General features: G+C 53.6%; 18 protein-coding genes. 10 read left to right on the top strand and 8 right to left on the bottom strand.

The genetic code is table 11. The features are described 5' to 3' along the window. Positions 1 to 11 precede the first annotated feature (11 nt). From dnaE to tilS, 6 genes are all read left to right on the top strand, one after another. Positions 12 to 3,494: a DNA polymerase III subunit alpha gene (gene dnaE / locus HV477_RS09515; protein ID WP_001294821.1), complete on the top strand. Its 3,483-nt coding sequence runs from the start codon at positions 12 to 14 to the stop codon at positions 3,492 to 3,494. Positions 3,495 to 3,506: 12 nt separating this feature from the next. After that, positions 3,507 to 4,466 carry an acetyl-CoA carboxylase carboxyl transferase subunit alpha gene (gene accA / locus HV477_RS09510; RefSeq protein WP_000055753.1) on the top strand — a complete coding sequence of 320 codons (960 nt, stop codon included), beginning with the start codon at positions 3,507 to 3,509 and terminating at the stop codon, positions 4,464 to 4,466. A gap of 179 nt (positions 4,467 to 4,645) precedes the next feature. Continuing rightward, the gene (locus HV477_RS09505) at positions 4,646 to 6,409 is read left to right on the top strand and encodes a chitinase (RefSeq protein WP_000524169.1); all 1,764 of its coding nucleotides are present in this window, start codon (positions 4,646 to 4,648) and stop codon (positions 6,407 to 6,409) included. A 75-nt stretch (positions 6,410 to 6,484) separates the two neighbouring features. Further along, positions 6,485 to 8,626, top strand: a complete 2,142-nt coding sequence (ldcC, locus tag HV477_RS09500) for a lysine decarboxylase LdcC (protein WP_001021052.1) — start codon at positions 6,485 to 6,487, stop codon at positions 8,624 to 8,626. A gap of 55 nt (positions 8,627 to 8,681) precedes the next feature. After that, on the top strand, positions 8,682 to 9,071 hold the full coding sequence (locus HV477_RS09495) for a VOC family protein (protein WP_000901086.1): 390 nt from the start codon (positions 8,682 to 8,684) through the stop codon (positions 9,069 to 9,071). Between the two features lie 62 nt (positions 9,072 to 9,133). Beyond that, on the top strand, positions 9,134 to 10,426 hold the full coding sequence (gene tilS / locus HV477_RS09490) for a tRNA lysidine(34) synthetase TilS (RefSeq protein ID WP_000210056.1): 1,293 nt from the start codon (positions 9,134 to 9,136) through the stop codon (positions 10,424 to 10,426). Between the two features lie 83 nt (positions 10,427 to 10,509). On the opposite strand, the gene rof is transcribed toward tilS, so the two are convergent. Both rof and HV477_RS09480 read right to left on the bottom strand, forming a co-directional pair. Further along, positions 10,510 to 10,770 (bottom strand): Rho-binding antiterminator, encoded by a 261-nt coding sequence (rof, locus tag HV477_RS09485; RefSeq protein WP_000062330.1) that lies wholly within the window; start codon positions 10,768 to 10,770, stop codon positions 10,510 to 10,512. Beyond that, complete coding sequence (locus tag HV477_RS09480; RefSeq protein WP_001518678.1) at positions 10,757 to 10,957, bottom strand: YaeP family protein; 201 nt, start codon at positions 10,955 to 10,957, stop codon at positions 10,757 to 10,759. Before HV477_RS09480 ends, rof begins: the two co-directional genes overlap by 14 nt. 197 nt (positions 10,958 to 11,154) lie before the next feature. Between HV477_RS09480 and HV477_RS09475 the strand changes: the two genes are divergently transcribed. Genes HV477_RS09475 through nlpE form a run of 3 tightly spaced genes read left to right on the top strand, consistent with a single transcriptional unit; the run spans position 11,155 to position 12,852 of the window. Continuing rightward, a complete protein-coding gene (locus HV477_RS09475) occupies positions 11,155 to 11,700 on the top strand; it encodes a YaeQ family protein (RefSeq protein ID WP_001185319.1) in 546 nt (181 codons plus the stop codon). Beyond that, positions 11,697 to 12,119: an alternative ribosome rescue aminoacyl-tRNA hydrolase ArfB gene (gene arfB / locus HV477_RS09470; RefSeq protein WP_079898651.1), complete on the top strand. Its 423-nt coding sequence runs from the start codon at positions 11,697 to 11,699 to the stop codon at positions 12,117 to 12,119. Before HV477_RS09475 ends, arfB begins: the two co-directional genes overlap by 4 nt. 31 nt (positions 12,120 to 12,150) lie before the next feature. After that, positions 12,151 to 12,852 (top strand): envelope stress response activation lipoprotein NlpE, encoded by a 702-nt coding sequence (gene nlpE, locus HV477_RS09465; RefSeq protein WP_000252575.1) that lies wholly within the window; start codon positions 12,151 to 12,153, stop codon positions 12,850 to 12,852. A 73-nt stretch (positions 12,853 to 12,925) separates the two neighbouring features. On the opposite strand, the gene proS is transcribed toward nlpE, so the two are convergent. From proS to metN, 6 genes are all read right to left on the bottom strand, one after another. After that, positions 12,926 to 14,644 carry a proline--tRNA ligase gene (proS, locus tag HV477_RS09460; RefSeq protein ID WP_001260683.1) on the bottom strand — a complete coding sequence of 573 codons (1,719 nt, stop codon included), beginning with the start codon at positions 14,642 to 14,644 and terminating at the stop codon, positions 12,926 to 12,928. Positions 14,645 to 14,754: 110 nt separating this feature from the next. Further along, positions 14,755 to 15,462, bottom strand: a complete 708-nt coding sequence (gene tsaA / locus HV477_RS09455; RefSeq protein ID WP_000093988.1) for a tRNA (N6-threonylcarbamoyladenosine(37)-N6)-methyltransferase TrmO — start codon at positions 15,460 to 15,462, stop codon at positions 14,755 to 14,757. Next, entirely contained in the window at positions 15,459 to 15,863 is a 405-nt protein-coding gene (gene rcsF / locus HV477_RS09450; protein ID WP_001202315.1) for an Rcs stress response system protein RcsF, read from the bottom strand. Before rcsF ends, tsaA begins: the two co-directional genes overlap by 4 nt. A 118-nt stretch (positions 15,864 to 15,981) precedes the next feature. After that, positions 15,982 to 16,797 carry a methionine ABC transporter substrate-binding lipoprotein MetQ gene (gene metQ / locus HV477_RS09445; RefSeq protein WP_000874215.1) on the bottom strand — a complete coding sequence of 272 codons (816 nt, stop codon included), beginning with the start codon at positions 16,795 to 16,797 and terminating at the stop codon, positions 15,982 to 15,984. 38 nt (positions 16,798 to 16,835) lie between these two features. Further along, on the bottom strand, positions 16,836 to 17,489 hold the full coding sequence (locus tag HV477_RS09440; protein WP_001287486.1) for a methionine ABC transporter permease MetI: 654 nt from the start codon (positions 17,487 to 17,489) through the stop codon (positions 16,836 to 16,838). Next, a complete protein-coding gene (metN, locus tag HV477_RS09435) occupies positions 17,482 to 18,513 on the bottom strand; it encodes a methionine ABC transporter ATP-binding protein MetN (RefSeq protein WP_000594017.1) in 1,032 nt (343 codons plus the stop codon). The genes HV477_RS09440 and metN overlap by 8 nt, the downstream gene beginning before the upstream one ends. A 189-nt stretch (positions 18,514 to 18,702) precedes the next feature. Between metN and gmhB the strand changes: the two genes are divergently transcribed. Beyond that, positions 18,703 to 19,269 (top strand): D-glycero-beta-D-manno-heptose 1,7-bisphosphate 7-phosphatase, encoded by a 567-nt coding sequence (gmhB, locus tag HV477_RS09430; RefSeq protein ID WP_001140158.1) that lies wholly within the window; start codon positions 18,703 to 18,705, stop codon positions 19,267 to 19,269. Positions 19,270 to 19,600: the final 331 nt, after the last annotated feature.

Raw genomic sequence — 19,600 nt, 5'->3', positions numbered from 1 at the left:
GAAATCTGAAGATGTCTGAACCACGTTTCGTTCACCTGCGGGTGCACAGCGACTACTCTATGATCGATGGGCTGGCGAAGACCGGGCCGCTGGTGAAAAAGGCGGCCTCATTAGGTATGCCTGCGCTGGCGATCACCGATTTTACCAACCTCTGCGGTCTGGTGAAGTTCTACGGAGCGGGTCATGGCGCGGGCATTAAACCCATCGTCGGGGCGGACTTTAACGTTCACAACGAACTGCTGGGAGATGAGCTGACTCATCTGACGGTACTGGCGGCGAATAATACGGGATACCAGAACTTGACGTTGCTGATCTCGAAAGCGTATCAGCGCGGCTACGGCGCGGCAGGCCCGATTATCGAGCGCGACTGGTTGGTAGAGCTTAAAGAAGGTTTGATTCTGATTTCCGGCGGACGCATGGGCGACGTAGGCCGCTGTCTGCTACGCGGCAACCAGGCGCTGGTGGAGGAGTGCGTTGCTTTCTATGAAACGCATTTTCCCGATCGCTACTTCCTGGAACTGATCCGTACCGGCAGACAGGACGAAGAGACCTATCTCCATGCTGCGGTTGAACTGGCTGAGGCACGTGGTTTGCCGGTTGTCGCGACAAACGATGTCCGTTTCCTTGAAAGCGATGATTTTGACGCCCATGAGATTCGTGTCGCGATCCACGACGGTTTCACGCTCGACGATCCTAAACGTCCACGCAATTATTCACCGCAGCAGTATATGCGCAGTGAAGAAGAAATGTGCGAGCTGTTCTCCGATATTCCGGAGGCGCTGGAAAATACGGTGGAGATTGCCAAACGCTGCAACGTAACGGTGCGTCTGGGTGAATATTTCCTGCCGCAGTTCCCGACCGGCGATATGACCACCGAAGATTATCTGGTCAAAAAATCGAAAGAGGGGCTGGAAGAGCGTCTGGCTTTCCTGTTTCCGGACGAAGAAGAGCGCAAAAAGCGTCGCCCGGAATATGACGAGCGTCTGGATATTGAACTACAGGTTATCAACCAGATGGGGTTCCCTGGCTACTTCCTCATCGTGATGGAGTTTATCCAGTGGTCAAAAGATAACGGCGTGCCGGTAGGGCCGGGACGTGGTTCCGGGGCTGGTTCGCTGGTGGCCTACGCGCTGAAAATTACCGACCTTGATCCGCTGGAATTTGACCTGCTGTTCGAACGTTTCCTGAACCCGGAACGTGTCTCTATGCCTGACTTCGACGTTGACTTCTGTATGGAGAAACGCGACCAGGTGATTGAGCACGTCGCAGACATGTACGGGCGCGATGCGGTATCGCAGATTATCACCTTCGGTACGATGGCGGCGAAAGCCGTTATCCGCGATGTGGGCCGCGTGCTGGGGCATCCGTACGGTTTTGTCGATCGTATCTCGAAGCTGGTGCCGCCCGATCCGGGCATGACGCTGGCAAAAGCCTTTGAAGCGGAACCGCAACTGCCGGAAATTTACGAGGCGGATGAAGAGGTCAGAGCGCTGATCGATATGGCGCGTAAGCTCGAAGGCGTCACGCGTAACGCCGGTAAGCACGCTGGCGGCGTGGTCATCGCGCCGACCAAAATTACCGACTTTGCGCCGCTGTACTGCGATGAAGAGGGCAAGCATCCGGTTACCCAGTTTGATAAAAGCGACGTGGAATATGCCGGGCTGGTGAAGTTCGACTTCCTTGGTTTGCGTACGCTGACCATCATCAACTGGGCGCTGGAGATGATCAACAAGCGGCGCGAGAAAAACGGCGAGCCGCCGCTGGATATCGCCGCCATTCCGCTGGACGATAAAAAAAGCTTCGACATGCTGCAACGCTCGGAAACCACGGCGGTCTTCCAGCTTGAATCGCGCGGTATGAAAGACCTGATCAAACGTCTGCAGCCGGACTGCTTTGAAGATATGATCGCGCTGGTGGCCCTGTTCCGTCCCGGCCCGTTGCAGTCAGGGATGGTAGATAACTTCATCGACCGTAAGCACGGTCGTGAAGAACTCTCTTACCCGGACGTTCAGTGGCAGCATGAAAGCCTGAAGCCGGTACTGGAGCCGACCTACGGCATCATTCTGTATCAGGAACAGGTGATGCAGATTGCCCAGGTACTTTCCGGGTATACTCTCGGCGGCGCGGATATGCTGCGTCGTGCGATGGGTAAGAAAAAGCCGGAGGAGATGGCCAAACAGCGTTCCGTTTTTGAAGAGGGTGCGAAAAAGAACGGTATCGACGGCGAACTGGCGATGAAAATCTTTGACCTGGTGGAGAAATTCGCCGGTTACGGGTTTAACAAATCGCACTCCGCCGCTTATGCGCTGGTTTCTTACCAGACGCTATGGCTAAAGGCGCACTATCCGGCAGAGTTTATGGCGGCGGTAATGACCGCCGATATGGACAACACCGAGAAGGTCGTCGGCCTGGTGGACGAGTGCTGGCGGATGGGACTGAAAATTCTGCCGCCGGATATTAACTCCGGATTGTACCATTTCCACGTTAACGATGAGGGTGAGATCGTCTACGGCATCGGCGCGATCAAAGGCGTCGGCGAAGGGCCGATCGAAGCGATCATCGACGCGCGTAATCAGGGCGGCTATTTCCGCGAACTGTTTGATCTGTGCGCGCGGACCGACACCAAAAAGCTCAACCGCCGGGTGCTGGAAAAGCTGATCATGTCCGGGGCGTTCGACCGCCTGGGGCCGCACCGCGCCGCGCTGATGAACTCATTGGGCGATGCGCTGAAAGCCGCCGACCAGCACGCCAAAGCGGAAGCTATCGGTCAGGCGGATATGTTCGGCGTACTGGCGGAAGAGCCGGAGCAAATCGAGCAATCCTATGCCAGCTGCCAGCCGTGGCCGGAGCAGGTGGTGTTAGATGGGGAACGTGAAACGTTGGGGCTGTACCTGACGGGCCACCCCATCAATCAGTATTTAAAAGAAATTGAGCGCTATGTCGGCGGGGTAAGGCTCAAAGACATGCATCCGACAGAACGTGGTAAAGTCACCACGGCTGCGGGGCTCGTGATTGCCGCAAGGGTTATGGTCACCAAGCGCGGCAATCGTATCGGCATCTGTACGCTGGATGACCGTTCCGGGCGTCTGGAAGTGATGTTATTTACCGACGCGCTGGATAAATACCAGCAGTTGCTGGAAAAAGACCGCATACTTATCGTCAGCGGACAGGTCAGCTTTGATGACTTCAGCGGGGGGCTTAAAATGACCGCCCGCGAAGTGATGGATATTGACGAAGCTCGCGAAAAATACGCTCGCGGGCTTGCTATCTCGCTGACGGACAGGCAAATTGATGACCAGCTTTTAAACCGACTCCGTCAGTCTCTGGAACCCCACCGCTCGGGGACCATTCCAGTACATCTCTACTATCAGAGGGCGGATGCGCGTGCGCGGCTGCGTTTTGGCGCAACGTGGCGTGTCTCTCCGAGCGATCGTTTACTTAACGATCTGCGTGGCCTCATTGGTTCGGAGCAGGTGGAACTGGAGTTTGACTAATACAGGAATACTATGAGTCTGAATTTCCTTGATTTTGAACAGCCGATAGCAGAGCTGGAAGCGAAAATCGATTCTCTGACTGCGGTAAGCCGCCAGGATGAGAAACTGGATATTAATATCGATGAAGAAGTCCATCGCCTGCGCGAAAAAAGCGTAGAACTGACGCGCAAAATCTTCGCCGATCTCGGCGCATGGCAGGTAGCCCAACTGGCGCGCCATCCGCAGCGTCCGTACACCCTGGATTATGTCCGTCTGGCGTTTGATGAGTTTGATGAGCTGGCGGGCGATCGCGCCTATGCTGATGACAAAGCCATCGTCGGCGGTATCGCGCGTCTGGAAGGGCGACCGGTGATGATCATTGGTCATCAGAAAGGTCGTGAAACCAAAGAAAAAATTCGTCGTAACTTTGGCATGCCAGCGCCGGAAGGCTACCGCAAAGCGCTGCGCCTGATGGAAATGGCTGAACGCTTCAACATGCCGATTATCACCTTCATCGACACCCCGGGCGCTTACCCTGGCGTGGGCGCGGAAGAGCGTGGTCAGTCTGAAGCCATCGCCCGCAACCTGCGTGAGATGTCTCGTCTGAACGTACCGGTCATCTGCACCGTGATTGGCGAAGGCGGCTCCGGCGGCGCATTGGCGATTGGCGTGGGTGATAAAGTGAATATGCTGCAATACAGCACCTATTCCGTTATCTCCCCGGAAGGTTGCGCCTCTATTTTGTGGAAGAGCGCCGACAAAGCACCATTGGCTGCTGAAGCGATGGGCATCATCGCGCCGCGTCTGAAAGAGCTGAAGCTAATCGATTCCATCATTCCGGAGCCGCTGGGCGGCGCGCACCGTAATCCGGAAGCGATGGCGGCGTCGCTAAAAGCGCAGCTGCTGGAAGATTTAGCCGATCTCGATGTGTTAAGCACCGATGATTTAAAAAACCGTCGTTACCAGCGTTTGATGAGCTACGGTTACGCCTAATCATTTACCTCATTTTTCCCAGGAGGCCGGATAATCCGGCCTCTTTTTTTTGGACGAGGAAAAATGAGACGCCGATGAGTTGATGTGATTAAACGCAACGGCATGTTCTCCCTGACACTGTAGCAACTGCCAGGCGTGTGGCCAGGGCAGGCAGTGAACTACCCTTCAAGGAGAAAATTATGGGATTGCAAAAAACACTGGCGCTCAGCGCCGTGGCGGCAGGAATCATGTTGAGCTTATCCGGTGCGCAGGCTGCGCCGCTGCTTAGCAGTAGTGAGCCAATGACCATCAACGCCAGCGATCTGGCGGCGAAAGAGAAAGCGCTAACGGATTTTCCGTTAATGGAGGCCGTGAAATCCTCTATCCAGACGTTGGATAACAGCGCGGTCGAACAAATCGAACCGGGGCGCGCCGCTAACCCGGCAAACGTAAAACGCGTTGAAAGTATTCTGAAAGAGGCCGACTGGGATTATCTGTTCCCGATGCGCGCGCCGGAATACACTTACTCTAACTTCCTGAAAGCGATAGGTAAATTCCCGGCGGTTTGTGGTACCTACACCGATGGACGCGATAGCGACGCTATCTGCCGTAAAACCCTGGCTACTATGTTTGCGCATTTTGCCCAGGAGACGGGCGGTCACGAAAGCTGGCGTGACATTCCGGAATGGCGTCAGGCGCTGGTCTATCTGCGCGAAGTCGGCTGGACAGAAGGGCAGAAAGGCGGCTACAACGGCGAATGTAACCCGGATGTATGGCAGGGCCAGACCTGGCCGTGCGGTAAAGATAAGGACGGCGATTTCCTCAGCTATTTTGGTCGCGGGGCAAAACAGCTTTCTTATAACTACAACTATGGGCCTTTCTCTGACGCGATGTATGGCGACGTTCGCCCTCTGCTGGATAAACCCGAGCTGGTGGCGGATACCTGGATGAACCTGGCGAGCGCCGTCTTCTTCTTTGTGTATCCGCAGCCGCCGAAGCCGTCTATGCTACATGTGATTGACGGTACCTGGCAGCCAAACGATCGCGATAAAGCAAACGGCCTGGTATCAGGTTTCGGCGTCACCATTCAGATCATCAATGGCGGCGTGGAGTGCGGCGGCGCAGATGAGAATGCGCAGTCGCTTAACCGTATCGCCTACTACAAAGAGTTTGCCAACTACCTGAAAGTGCCGGTGCCGGCTGACGAAGTGTTGGGCTGTAAAAAGATGAAGCAGTTCGATGAAGGCGGCGCTGGCGCGTTACCGATCTATTGGGAACAAGACTGGGGCTGGAGCGCCGATACTGCGGACGGTAAAACCTATTCCTGCCAGTTAGTGGGATATCAGACGCCGTATACCGCCTTTAAAGAGGGCGACTACACGAAATGTGTACAACATTATTTCAACGTTAATGTCGTCGATGATAACGGAACCACTGAACCGGATGTCACGCCAACTCCGGCGCCAGTGACGGATGAAAACGTGGCGCCAGTCGCGCGCATTGCCGGGCCGGTCGGGGCGGTGGAAGCCGGTAGCCAGGTTTCACTCAGCGCGGAAGGATCGACCGACGCGAATGGCGACAAGCTCACCTATACCTGGATGTCGCAGGATGGCAAAACGCTGAGCGGCCAGGATAAAGCCGTTGTGATTTTCAACGCGCCGGATGTCACTCAGAACACCCAGTATGTGGTGAATCTGACCGTTAGCGACGGTACGCTTTCCAGTACAGCGGTTTATACGCTGAATGTGAAAGCGAAGGCCGCCGCTGCGGATGACGAAGATAAGACCACCAGCTATCCTGCCTGGAGCAGCAGCCAGAAATGGAATCCGGGCGACATCGTCAACAGTAATGGCGCGTTGTACCAGTGCAAACCGTTCCCGGAAGGCTCATGGTGTAATGTTGCGCCTGCCTACTATGAGCCCGGTGTAGGGATTGCCTGGGCCGATGCATGGAACGCATTGTAATAAGATAAATCCTGTCGGTGCTTTGCATCGGCAGGATTGTTACTATGCTTATCTCAGGTTTTTTCAGGAGAAAGCATGAACATCATCGCCATTATGGGGCCGCACGGGGTTTACTATAAAGATGAACCCATCAAGGAGCTTGAGCGTGCATTACAATCCCTGGGATTTCAAATTATCTGGCCGCAAAATAGCGTTGACTTGTTGAAGTTTATTGAACATAACCCGCGCATCTGCGGCGTTATTTTTGACTGGGATGAATACAGTCTCGATCTTTGTAGCGAAATCAACCAGCTAAATGAATACCTTCCTCTCTACGCCTTTATCAATACCAACTCCACGCTGGACGTTAGCGTTCACGATATGCGCATGGCGCTGTGGTTTTTTGAGTATGCATTAGGGCTGGCTGAAGATATCGCGACGCGCATTCATCAATATACAAACGAATATCTCGATAATATTACGCCGCCGTTTACCAAAGCGCTGTTTACCTACGCCAAAGAAGGAAAATATACCTTTTGTACGCCGGGTCATATGGCGGGAACGGCGTATCAGAAAAGCCCGCCAGGCTGCCTGTTTTATGACTTTTTTGGCGGCAATACCTTAAAAGCTGATGTGTCGATTTCGGTGACTGAACTGGGATCGCTGCTGGATCACACCGGGCCGCATCTGGAAGCGGAAGAGTATATCGCCCGTACTTTTGGCGCCGAGCAGAGCTATATGGTGACGAACGGTACGTCGACCTCGAATAAAATTGTCGGTATGTATGCCGCGCCTGCGGGAAGTACGCTACTTATTGATCGTAATTGTCATAAATCGCTGGCGCATTTGCTGATGATGAGCGATGTGGTGCCTCTCTGGTTGAAGCCGACGCGCAATGCGCTCGGCATTCTCGGCGGTATTCCCCGAAGGGAATTTACCCGTGCAAGCATCGAAAGCAAGATAGAGGAGACCCCTCAGGCGCAATGGCCGGTTCATGCGGTTATCACCAATTCGACTTACGATGGTCTGCTGTATAACACTAACTGGATCAAGCAGATGCTGGACGTTCCCTCGATCCATTTTGATTCCGCCTGGGTACCCTATACCCATTTCCATCCGATCTACCAGGGGAAAAGCGGGATGAGCGGCGATCGGGTGCCTGGAAAAGTGATTTTCGAAACGCAATCCACCCATAAAATGCTGGCGGCTTTTTCGCAGGCGTCGCTTATTCATATCAAAGGGGAATATGACGAAGAGACGTTTAACGAAGCGTTTATGATGCACACTTCCACATCGCCGAGCTATCCCATTGTCGCCTCTATCGAGACCGCGGCGGCGATGCTGCGCGGCAATCCAGGGAAAAGATTGATTAATCGTTCGGTGGAGCGGGCGCTCCATTTTCGTAAAGAGGTACAGCGGCTACGTGAAGAGTCCGATAGCTGGTTCTTTGATATCTGGCAGCCGGAAGAGGTTGATGAGGCCGAATGCTGGCCGGTCACGCCGGGAGAAACCTGGCATGGCTTCGCCGATGCCGATGACGATCATATGTTTCTCGATCCGGTTAAGGTGACAATCCTGACGCCGGGGATGGATGAACAGGGCAACATGAGCGAAGAGGGGATACCCGCCGCGCTGGTGGCGAAGTTCCTCGATGAGCGAGGCGTGGTGGTGGAAAAAACCGGGCCGTATAATCTGCTGTTTTTGTTCAGCATAGGGATTGATAAGACCCGTGCGATGGGGCTGCTGCGCGGACTGACGGAATTTAAACGCGCCTATGATCTTAACCTGCGCGTCAAAAATATGTTGCCGGATCTGTATGCGGAAGATCCGGATTTTTATCGCAATATGCGCATTCAGGATCTGGCGCAGGGGATCCATAAACTGATCCGCCAGCACGATCTTCCGGGGCTGATGCTGCGGGCGTTCGAGGTTTTACCGGAGATGATCATGACCCCGCACCAGGCCTGGCAGCGTCAGATCAAAGGTGAGGTGGAAACCGTGGCGCTCGATCAACTGCCAGGGCGCGTTTCCGCGAATATGATCCTGCCTTATCCGCCAGGCGTTCCGCTGTTGATGCCCGGCGAGAGGATCACGCAACAGAGTCGGGCCGTGCTCGATTTTCTGCTGATGCTCTGTTCGATTGGCCAGCATTATCCCGGTTTTGAAACGGATATTCACGGCGCGAAACGGAATGAAGACGGGGTGTACCAGGTACGAGTCTTAAAACACGCCTGCTAGCTTGCCTGACGGGAATGTGACGAGTAACGTACTGATAATCAATAAAGGAGACGCTATGCTGGGATTAAAACAGGTTCATCACATCGCGATCATTGCGACAGACTATGCGGTGAGCAAGGCGTTTTATTGCGATATTCTGGGGTTCGATCTGCTAAGCGAAGCCTGGCGGGAAGAGCGTGACTCATGGAAGGGCGATTTGGCGCTAAACGGGCAGTATGTGATTGAGCTTTTCTCTTTTCCCTTCCCTCCGGCGCGTCCAAGCCGACCTGAAGCCTGCGGCCTGCGCCATCTGGCTTTCAGCGTGGAAAATGTGGAAAACGCCGTTGCGCATCTGGAAAAGCATCAGGTTAAGTGCGAACCGATACGCATCGATCCGTATACCGGGAAGCGCTTTACTTTTTTCAACGATCCGGACGGTTTACCGCTTGAGCTGTATGAGCAGTAAGGCTTGTCATTAAGACGCTCGCCAGGTAACGTTGCCGGGCTAAGTCACTATAAGCATGGATCATGACCACTCTCACGTTGAATACCTCGTTACTCTCTTCTCGCCGTATTCTGGCTGCCTTTAGCGGTGGCCTGGATTCTACGGTGCTTCTGCATCAACTGGTGTTGTGGCGAGAACGCCATCCTGACGTCACGCTGCGTGCTATCCATATTCATCACGGTTTAAGCCCTCATGCTGATAGCTGGGTGCGGCATTGCGAAACCGTATGCGAACGCTGGCAGGTTCCGCTGGTAGTGGAGCGGGTGACGCTGGCGGATAATGGCCTGGGTATCGAGGCCCATGCGCGTGAAGCGCGCTACCGGGCGTTCGCACAGACGCTATTGCCTGGCGAAGTGCTGGCAACCGCGCAGCACCTTGACGATCAGTGTGAAACGTTTCTGCTGGCGTTAAAGCGCGGCAGCGGTCCGGCCGGACTTTCCGCGATGGGAGAACGCTCGCCTTTTGCCGGAACTCTGCTTCTTCGCCCGCTGTTGAGAGAAACGCGGAAGACGCTGGAACAGTGGGCTGTGCGTCATGGCTTATGCTGGATTGAAGATGAAAGCAATCAGGATGACGCCTACGATCGCAATTTTTTACGCCTGCGCGCGCTTCCGCTCTTACAGCAGCGCTGGCCGCATTTTCCTGCGGCGGTAGCCCGTAGCGCGACGCTCTGCGCCGAGCAAGAAAGGCTGCTGGACGAGCTTCTGGCCAGCGATCTTACTGACTGTATCACGGCGGAGGGAACATTGCGGCTCTCTCCATTAATGTCGATGAGCGATGTACGGCGGGCGGCGATTTTGCGTCGCTGGCTGGCGATGCGTAATGCGCCGATGCCCTCTCGCGACGCGCTGGAACGTATCTGGCAGGAGGTGGCGCTGGCGCGCGACGATGCCTCTCCCTGTTTACGCTTTGGCGATCACGAGATTCGCCGTTATCAGTCGCAACTGTGGTGGATTAAATCCGTGGCCGGACAACACGAAACGACGGTCGCCTGGCCCGTCTGGCAAACACCGCTGGCGCTGCCTGCCGGCTTAGGGACGGTACAGCTCGTTCCTGGCGGCGAACTGCGCCGACCGCGAGAGGAAGAATCCGTCAGCATTCGGTTTAAAGCGCCAGGCGTGTTACATATTGTCGGGCGTAACGGTGGACGTAAATTAAAGAAAATCTGGCAGGAGCAGGGGATCCCGCCCTGGCGACGAGACACCACGCCGCTGTTGTTTTACGGCGAAACGCTGATTGCGGCTGCGGGTGTTTTTGTGACGCGTGAGGGAGCAGCAGAAGATAAAGAAGGGGTGAGTCTGGTTTGGCATGCCTGATGGCGCTGCGCTTATCAGGCCTACGTATCGCATGGAACGTAGGCCGGATAAGGTGCTTGCACCACCATCCGGCAACAAAATACTCAGGATTCGCTAACTACCACGGTACCAATTTCCGGGTGGCTGAAACTGGCGATTTTATCGAGACGAAGTTCACAAGACTCGCCGGAAACTTCGGCAAGCAGATATTCTACGTTTTTACGTAAGATCAAATCGTTCGCTTTTGCCTGCAAAACCTCGCCATCTTTTAACGTTAGCGTCAGTATTAAATGATGCATGCAGGCAAGCTCAAGACTATCGTAGTCATCGCAATTAATGGGTTGATACGTTTCATTCATTGACATAATCGCTCACCAGTAAGTTCGCGGCAGCATAAGCTGCCTTTTCCCTGACCGACTCTGAAAGGGCGCTATCTGCCGCCACTTCATTAAGCACTTTCAATACACAACCCAGCGCATCCGGGACATACCCTAAGTCTCCGCTGGCGATTTCCGCATACCGCTTGCGTACTAACTCACAATATTTTTCCACATGCCCTCCTGTCAGCATTCTGACTTAACCGTGGATGCAAGTCTAAGCCTACGAAGTTAAATCTTGTTTAGCAAGGTGACTATACCATACTCATTTGCGCAATATCAGCGCCTGACGCGAGTGGGTAAAAGATTCGTTAACAGCCTTTTAGCGCGGTTTTCGCTACAATGGGCGCCTGATTCGAAAGGAGTTTTCTCATGGCGCTTAAAGCGACAATTTATAAAGCCGTCGTCAATGTGGCTGACCTTGATCGCAACCGGTTTCTGGATGCGGCATTGACGCTGGCGCGTCACCCTTCTGAAACGCAGGAGCGCATGATGCTGCGCCTGTTGGCATGGATAAAATATGCTGATGAACGGTTGCAGTTTACACGTGGGCTCAGCGCGGAAGATGAGCCGGAGGCCTGGCTGCGCAATGATCATTTGGGCATCGATCTCTGGATAGAGCTGGGGCTGCCGGATGAGCGCCGTATTAAGAAAGCCTGTACTCAGGCGAGCGATGTCGCGCTCTTTGCTTATAACTCCCGGGCGGCGCAAATCTGGTGGCAGCAGCATCAAAGCAAGTGCGCGCAGTTCGCTAACCTGTCCGTCTGGTATCTGGATGACGGGCAGCTGGCGCAGCTCAGTGAATTTGCCGATCGTACCATGACGCTACAGGCGACGATTCAGGACGGCGCAATCTGGCTTTCTGATGCTCGGAATAATCTGGAAATACAGCTAACCGCCTGGCAACAGCCCTCATGATTGCCATCTCCCGGACGGTCTCCATAGCCGATAATGAGCTGGAAATTACGGCCATTCGCGCGCAGGGCGCGGGTGGTCAGCACGTAAATAAGACCTCTAGCGCGATTCATTTGCGCTTTGACATTCGGGCCTCTGGCCTGCCAGAGTATTATAAACAGCGTTTGCTGACGGCCAGCCACCATCTGATAAACGATGATGGCGTCATTATCATTAAGGCGCAGGAGTTCCGGAGCCAGGAGCTCAACCGGGAAGCGGCTATCGCCAGGCTGGTTGCCGTCATAAAAGAATTAACCGCGGAGCAGAAAAGCCGTCGCGCAACCCGTCCGACGCGTGCCTCGAAAGAGCGCCGCTTGTCCTCAAAGGCGCAAAAATCTTCTGTAAAGGCGCTTCGCGGCAAAGTTCGTCGTCCACTGGATTGACGGGCAGGAATAGCAATTTCATAAGGATTTTATGGTGAGAACAGCAATATTGTCAGTAGCGGCAGCCTGTACGCTATTTGCATTGATAGGGTGTAATAACCGTGCGGAAGTTGACGCCCTGCAACCTGCGCAGGCGGCGGAATTAAAACCCATGCAGCAAAGCTGGCGCGGCGTGCTGCCCTGTGCGGATTGTGAAGGTATTGAAACGTCACTGTTTCTGGAAAAAGACGGCACATGGGTGATGAACGAGCGCTATCAGGGCGTGCGCGAAGAACCTTCCTCTTTTGCGTCATACGGTACCTGGGCGCGGACGGCGGATAAACTGGTGTTAACCGACAGCAATGGCGAGAAATCGTATTATCGCGCGAAAGGCAATGCGCTGGAGATGCTCGACAGAGAAGGCAATCCGGTGGCTTCGCAGCTTAATTATACGCTGGTGCCTGTTACCGCCAGCCTGCCGGTAACGCCAATGCCGCTGCGTGGTATGTATGTATACAGGGCCGATGCGGCGACCTTTACCGATTGCGCGACCGGAAAACGGCTGCCGGTCGCCAGTAACGCCCAGCTTGAGCGCGGCTATCTGGCGGCGAAAGGTGAAGCGGAAAAACCGGTGCTGCTGACGGTAGAAGGGCATTTTGTGTTAGCCGCGAATCCGGACACGGGCGAGCCGGTAAAAACGCTAATAGCTGATAAAAATGTGAAGTTTGCGCCGGGTAAGGATTGCACTCACTAATAAAAGGCCTCGCAGGGTGCGAGGCCTTTACATATCTGCCGGATGGCGCCGGGCAATCCCAACAAAATGTCGTTTAGCCTTTAATGGCCTTGACCAGATAATCAACGATATCGCCGGTTTTAATAAGCGATTTTTCACCGCTACGACGGTATTTATACTCAATATCGTCGTTATCCAGGTTGCGATCGCCAATCACGATAGTATGTGGAATACCAATCAGCTCCATATCGGCAAACATCACGCCCGGGCGCTCTTTACGGTCGTCCATCAGCACTTCAATGCCCTGCGCGCGCAATTCGCTGTACAGCTTTTCCGCCAGCTCCTGCACACGGAAGGATTTGTGCATATTCATCGGCAGAATAGCGACCTGGAAAGGCGCAATGGCGTCAGGCCATACAATGCCGCGCTCGTCAAAGTTCTGCTCGATAGCCGCGGCAACGACACGTGTTACGCCGATACCGTAACAGCCCATTGTCAGGATCTGGTTACGGCCATCTTCACCCTGAACGGAGGCTTTCAGCGCTTCTGAGTACTTGGTACCTAACTGGAAGATGTGACCCACTTCGATACCGCGTTTGATAAGCAACGTTCCCTGACCATCCGGACTCGGATCGCCGGCGACTACGTTACGGATGTCGGCAACAACAGGCGTCGCCACATCGCGATCCCAGTTAATACCAAAGTAGTGTTTACCGTCGATGTTAGCGCCAGCGGCAAAATCGCTCATGGCGGCAACGGTACGATCGATGATGACCGGAATCGGCATATTGACCGGGCCGAGGGAGCCAGGGCCGGCATTAATTACGGCGCGAATCTCTTCTTCAGTAGCGAAGGTCAGCGGGCTGGCAACGTGCGGCAGTTTTTCCGCTTTAACTTCATTCAGTTCATGATCGCCGCGAACCAGCAGAGCCACCAGCGGAGACTTGCTGTCTTTCACCGCTTTCACCAGCAGCGTTTTTACCGTTTTTTCAATTGGCAGGTTGAATTGTTCCACCAGCTCCGCGATGGTTTTGGCATTTGGCGTATCGACCAGAGTCATTTCCTGCGTCGCCGCTGCGCGCGGCGTTTGCGGCGCGATAGCTTCTGCCAGTTCAATGTTAGCCGCGTAATCAGAAACATCAGAGAAAACGATATCGTCTTCGCCGCTTTGCGCCAGCACCTGGAATTCATGCGAGGCGTTGCCGCCGATAGAACCGGTATCGGCCTGTACCGCGCGGAAATCCAGCCCCATACGGCTGAAGATACGGCTATACGCGGCGTACATGGCGTCATAGGTTTCCTGCAACGATTCCTGAGAGGTATGGAAAGAGTAAGCATCTTTCATCAGGAATTCGCGCGAACGCATCACGCCAAAGCGCGGACGCACTTCATCACGGAATTTGGTCTGGATTTGGAAGAAGTTCAGCGGCAACTGCTTATAAGAGCTGAGTTCATTACGCACCAGGTCGGTGATAACTTCTTCGTGGGTCGGGCCGAGTACGAACGGACGCTCGCCACGGTCGACAAAACGCAGCAGTTCCGGACCGTACTGTTCCCAACGACCACTCTCTTGCCACAGGTCGGCTGGCTGAACGACTGGCATCGACACCTCGATAGCACCGGCGTTGTTCATCTCTTCACGCACGATGTTTTCGACTTTTTTCAGGACGCGCAGGCCGGTCGGCAGCCAGGTATATAACCCGGAGGCGAGCTTGCGGATCATCCCGGCGCGCAGCATCAGCTGGTGGCTGATAACCTCGGCGTCGGCAGGTGTCTCCTTCAGAGTGGAGAGCAGGTATTGGCTAGTACGCATGTTGTTACGGTTCCAGTTGAACGATCGAACAGGCTCAATGTGAGCCTGATACAAAAAAAGTGATTTAGTTTACCAGCGTGCAAGAGATGTCAAAAGAGAAGGGCGTGAAATTACCGTGGTTCCAGCGCAAACACTTCAAATCCGGTGTTAACCACACGCCAGCGCACGTTAAAATCATGCAGCCAGACGGCATAGGTTTTGCCCGTCTCTTCACCCTTACGATAAGCCGGGCGAGGATCTTGCGCCAGCACATCGCAAATAAATGTCCGTAGCTGCGGATAACGCCTTTCCAGCGTCGTAAGCTGTTGAGCCACCTCAGCGGTAAAACTCACGGGCATTTCAGCTATCGGCGCCTGTTGCGCATAGCTGGCGGCGGCGTCCGGTAAGGCCTCGGCAAACGGTAAATACGGTTTAATATCCACCACCGGCGTGCCATCCACCAGATCCAGACTGCCTAATTTCAGAATTACGCTCTCTTTCCGGCACTCGATACCTTTTAGCGCAACGAGCGACATGCCAATCGGATTGGGGCGGAACGTGGAGCGCGTGGCAAAAACGCCCATTCTGGCGTTACCGCCAAGACGGGGCGGACGAACTGTTGGCCGCCAGCCGCCGTCCATCGTCTGATGAAAAACGAAAAGTACCCACAAATGGCTGAACGCTTCCAGGCCGCGAACGGCATCGGCCTGGTTGTAAGGCGCTATCAGATGCAGTTCGCCGCAGGCGCTTTTGACCAGACCAGGCTGGCGCGGAACGGCGAATTTTTCTTTATAGGGGGAGCGAATAACTCCGATTTGTTCAAACTGAAAGCTGCTCATTTCGCCGAAATATTCAGGGCGGACCCGATACAAACCGCCTGACGGTAGCAGCCTGGCGTGCCGCTGGTAATTTCACAGCTGTGCAGCAGGACGGCGTTGGCTTTCATTTTAGATGCATTAATCTGCATACGCTTGCGCGCAGTTGGAATGTTAGGCGGAGAGTCTTGATTTGTCGCCTGGCAGGATTCGCCGCTAACTTCGCCAAGATCGCGGAAAGGTTTGCCGACTAAGTCTTCAGCATTGGTGTAAATCCTGACGGGAGCGGCACGCGGCGCTTTAGGTTTCTCCGGCTCCGCTTTTGGCGGGGTTGCGGTGCTTTGAACGGGTTCAACAGGGGATCTGCTTAGCATGGAACAACCGCCCAGCATGAGTGCCAATAAACAGATCGGTAAAGCACGCATAATATTTCCTCAATGAATGTTCTAATTGCCAGATATTGAATCAGGAGCTTGCATAAATGACAAGACGGGCAATAGCCCGTCCTGAATAATATTACAGATTGTGGAATCAGCCTAAAACTTACCAGCCTTTCACCGCACCGCCATTAAAAACTTTATTTGCGGCTTCGTACACTTCATCAGACTGGTAAGCCTGAACGAATTTTTTCACATTCTCGGCGTCTTTGTTATCTTCACGCGTCACGATCAGGTTAACGTACGGAGAATCTTTATCTTCAACGAAGATACCGTCTTTCGCTGGCGTCAGGCCAATCTGGCTGGCGTAAGTCGTATTGATGACCGCTAACGCGATCTGCGCGTCATCCAGCGAACGCGGCAACTGCGGCGCTTCCAGCTCAACAATTTTCAGATTTTTCGGGTTTTCCACGATATCCAGCGAGGTAGGAAGCAGACCGACGCCGTCTTTCAGTTTAATCAGCCCTACTTTTTGCAGCAGCAACAGGGAACGACCAAGGTTGGTCGGGTCGTTAGGCACAGCGACCTGGGAACCGTCCTTGAGCTCATCCAGAGATTTGATTTTTTTGGAATATCCTGCAATGGGATAGACAAAAGTCTTACCAACGGAAACCAGTTTGTAGCCGCGATCTTTGATTTGCTGATCCAGATACGGTTTGTGCTGGAAGGCATTGGCATCGATATCGCCTTTGCTCAGCGCTTCATTAGGCAGAACATAATCATTAAAGGTCACCAATTCCACGTCCAGGCCGTATTTTTCTTTCGCGACTTTCTGCGCGACTTCGGCAACTTGCTGCTCTGCGCCAACGATTACGCCGACTTTAATATGATTCGGATCTTTTTCATCCTGACCGCAACCCGCAAGTGCCAGAGAACCAATCAGAGCACCCACTGCCGCAAAGGTTTTGAATTTGAACGCCATGCTTATTTCCTTAATGAGTATTTGTGTTGTGTTTAACGTTACTTATGCGTGACAGCCCTGACGATGCGATCGCCGGATAACTGAATTAAATAAACCAGAACGACGAGTAATACCAGCACCGTATTCATCACGGTAGCATTGTATCCAATATAACCGTACTGATAGCCGATTTGACCGAGGCCGCCTGCGCCGACGGCGCCGCCCATTGCGGAGTAACCGACCAGGGTGATCAGTGTAATGGTTGCCGCATTCACCAGACCAGGCAGCGCTTCCGGTAAAAGGATTTTACGTACAATTTGCAGCGGCGTGGCGCCCATCGCTCGCGAGGCTTCAATCAGCCCGGCAGGGATCTCTAACAACGCATTTTCCACCATACGGGCGATAAAAGGCGCGGCGCCGACGGTCAGCGGTACAATCGCGGCCTGCAAACCAATGGAGGTGCCGACAATTATTCGGGTAAAAGGAATCATCCACACCAGCAGGATGATAAAGGGAATCGAGCGGAAAATATTGACCACCGCAGAGAGGGAGCGATACAGCCTGGCGTTCTCCATAATCTGCCCCGGGCGCGTAACATACAGCAATACGCCGACCGGCAGGCCAATCACGAAACCGAAGAAACCGGAGACAAAGGTCATCGCCAGCGTTTCCCAGACGCCACGAACCAGTAACCACATCATTGCCTCAGACATAACCCAGTACCTCTACTTTCACATGGTGATCCTGCAGCCAGGCAATTGCGGCTTGCGTCTCTTCTTGTGTGCCGTGCATTTCCGTTAGCATAATGCCGAACTTCACACCGCCCGCGTAATCCATCTGCGCGCTGATAATATTATTGTTCACGTTGAAACGACGCGCGGTTTCAGAAAGCAGCGGGGCATCCACAGACTGTCCGGTGAATTCCATGCGCAGCATCGGCACGCTGTCAGTTTCCGGCGACGCTTTCAAACGCGCCTGGTAATCTTCCGGAATGTCCAGGTGCAGAGTGGACTGAATAAACTTCTGCGCCAGCGGCGTTTTAGGATGCGAGAAGACTTCGCTGACCGTATCCTGCTCAATAAGCTCGCCATTACTGATAACGGCAACGCAGTCGCAGATACGTTTCACGACATCCATTTCATGAGTGATAAGCAGAATCGTCAACCCCAGACGACGGTTGATATCTTTCAGCAATTCCAGAATCGAACGGGTCGTTGCGGGATCAAGCGCGCTGGTGGCTTCATCGCACAGCAACACTTTTGGATTACTGGCTAACGCGCGGGCAATCGCGACACGCTGTTTCTGACCGCCGGAAAGATTTGCCGGATAGCTGTCGTGCTTGTCGCCAAGACCGACTAAATCCAGCAGCTCTGTGACACGGCGTTTGATCTCTTCCTTTGGTGTGTTATCCAGTTCCAGCGGCAACGCGACGTTGCCAAACACGGTACGGGAAGAGAGCAGGTTAAAATGTTGGAAAATCATGCCGATTTGACGGCGAGCTTTGGTCAACTCAGACTCTGAAAGCGTTGTTAGCTCCTGACCGCCGACCTGAACGCTACCTTCGGTTGGGCGTTCAAGTAAGTTAACGCAGCGGATAAGCGTACTTTTACCGGCGCCGGAGGCGCCAATGACGCCGTAAATTTGTCCGGCAGGGACATGCAGGCTGACATTGTTCAGCGCCTGAATGGTGCGCGCCCCCTGCTGGAACACTTTGGTAATATTCGAAAGTTTAATCATTGATTCTTTATTATCGTAATGAAATGAGCGGAGGCATTTTCGTCTGCCTAATACGGTCAACGCCGTCAACAGAATGGATGTTAAGGCATCCAGACGTCTAAATCAATCAGGCTTTATACGATGAGCACTTTCTTGCCTGCTGAAACATGCGATACTAGCGCCACTTGCTTTACTCAGGAGCTATAAAAGGTGGCAAAGTCTGTACCCGCAATTTTTCTCGACCGTGACGGCACCATTAATGTGGATCACGGCTACGTACATGAAATCGATGCATTCGAGTTTATAGACGGTGTTATTGACGCGATGCGCGAGCTAAAAAAAATGGGCTATGCGTTGGTGGTGGTGACAAACCAGTCCGGAATCGCGCGCGGCAAATTCACTGAGGCGCAGTTTGAAACGTTAACCGAATGGATGGACTGGTCGTTGGCGGATCGCGATGTTGATTTGGACGGCATCTATTATTGTCCTCACCATCCGCAGGGCAGTATAGAAGAGTTCCGTCAGGTATGTGATTGTCGCAAGCCGCATCCAGGAATGCTTATCTCGGCGCGTGATTTCCTGCATATCGATATGGCGGCTTCTTATATGGTGGGAGACAAGCTGGAAGATATGCAGGCGGCAGCGGCGGCAAATGTCGGGACAAAAGTGCTGGTGCGTACGGGCAAACCGGTCACGGCAGAAGCAGAAAACGCGGCGGACTGGGTGTTAAACAGCCTTGCTGACCTGCCATCAGCGATAAAAAAGCAGCAAAAATAAGCGTTATGGATAAAAGATGAGCGGTTAAAACAAAAATGCATTTTTCCGCTTGTCTTCCTGAACCGACTCCCTATAATGCGCCTCCATCGACACGGCGGATGTGAATCACTTCACACAAACAGCCGGTCGGTTGAAGAGAAAAATCCTGAAATTCAGGGTTGACTCTGAAAGAGGAAAGCGTAATATACGCCACCTCGCAACGGTGAGCGAAAGCCGCGTTGCACTGCTCTTTAACAATTTATCAGACAATCTGTGTGGGCACTCGAAGATACGGATTCTTGACGTCGCAAGACGAAAAATGAATACCAAGTCTCAAGAGTGAACACGTAAT

It is taken from the genome of Salmonella sp. SG203, assembly GCF_013350575.1.
GTDB lineage: Bacteria > Pseudomonadota > Gammaproteobacteria > Enterobacterales > Enterobacteriaceae > Salmonella > Salmonella enterica.
The sequence above is the reverse complement of the archived record's forward strand: the minus strand, read 5'-3'. Positions and strand labels throughout refer to the sequence as shown.

Excerpts from the sequence above, each read along its gene's own strand:
- tilS (WP_000210056.1), top strand. The coding sequence starts at position 9,134 with ATGACCACTCTCACGTTGAATACCTCGTTACTCTCTTCTCGCCGTATT.
- arfB (WP_079898651.1), top strand. The coding sequence starts at position 11,697 with ATGATTGCCATCTCCCGGACGGTCTCCATAGCCGATAATGAGCTGGAA.
- nlpE (WP_000252575.1), top strand. The coding sequence starts at position 12,151 with ATGGTGAGAACAGCAATATTGTCAGTAGCGGCAGCCTGTACGCTATTT.
- metQ (WP_000874215.1), bottom strand. The coding sequence starts at position 16,797 with ATGGCGTTCAAATTCAAAACCTTTGCGGCAGTGGGTGCTCTGATTGGT.
- metN (WP_000594017.1), bottom strand. The coding sequence starts at position 18,513 with ATGATTAAACTTTCGAATATTACCAAAGTGTTCCAGCAGGGGGCGCGC.
- tsaA (WP_000093988.1), bottom strand. The coding sequence starts at position 15,462 with ATGAGCAGCTTTCAGTTTGAACAAATCGGAGTTATTCGCTCCCCCTAT.
- HV477_RS09495 (WP_000901086.1), top strand. The coding sequence starts at position 8,682 with ATGCTGGGATTAAAACAGGTTCATCACATCGCGATCATTGCGACAGAC.
- rof (WP_000062330.1), bottom strand. The coding sequence starts at position 10,770 with ATGTCAATGAATGAAACGTATCAACCCATTAATTGCGATGACTACGAT.
- dnaE (WP_001294821.1), top strand. The coding sequence starts at position 12 with ATGTCTGAACCACGTTTCGTTCACCTGCGGGTGCACAGCGACTACTCT.
- proS (WP_001260683.1), bottom strand. The coding sequence starts at position 14,644 with ATGCGTACTAGCCAATACCTGCTCTCCACTCTGAAGGAGACACCTGCC.
- accA (WP_000055753.1), top strand. The coding sequence starts at position 3,507 with ATGAGTCTGAATTTCCTTGATTTTGAACAGCCGATAGCAGAGCTGGAA.
- rcsF (WP_001202315.1), bottom strand. The coding sequence starts at position 15,863 with ATGCGTGCTTTACCGATCTGTTTATTGGCACTCATGCTGGGCGGTTGT.
- ldcC (WP_001021052.1), top strand. The coding sequence starts at position 6,485 with ATGAACATCATCGCCATTATGGGGCCGCACGGGGTTTACTATAAAGAT.
- HV477_RS09505 (WP_000524169.1), top strand. The coding sequence starts at position 4,646 with ATGGGATTGCAAAAAACACTGGCGCTCAGCGCCGTGGCGGCAGGAATC.
- HV477_RS09475 (WP_001185319.1), top strand. The coding sequence starts at position 11,155 with ATGGCGCTTAAAGCGACAATTTATAAAGCCGTCGTCAATGTGGCTGAC.
- HV477_RS09440 (WP_001287486.1), bottom strand. The coding sequence starts at position 17,489 with ATGTCTGAGGCAATGATGTGGTTACTGGTTCGTGGCGTCTGGGAAACG.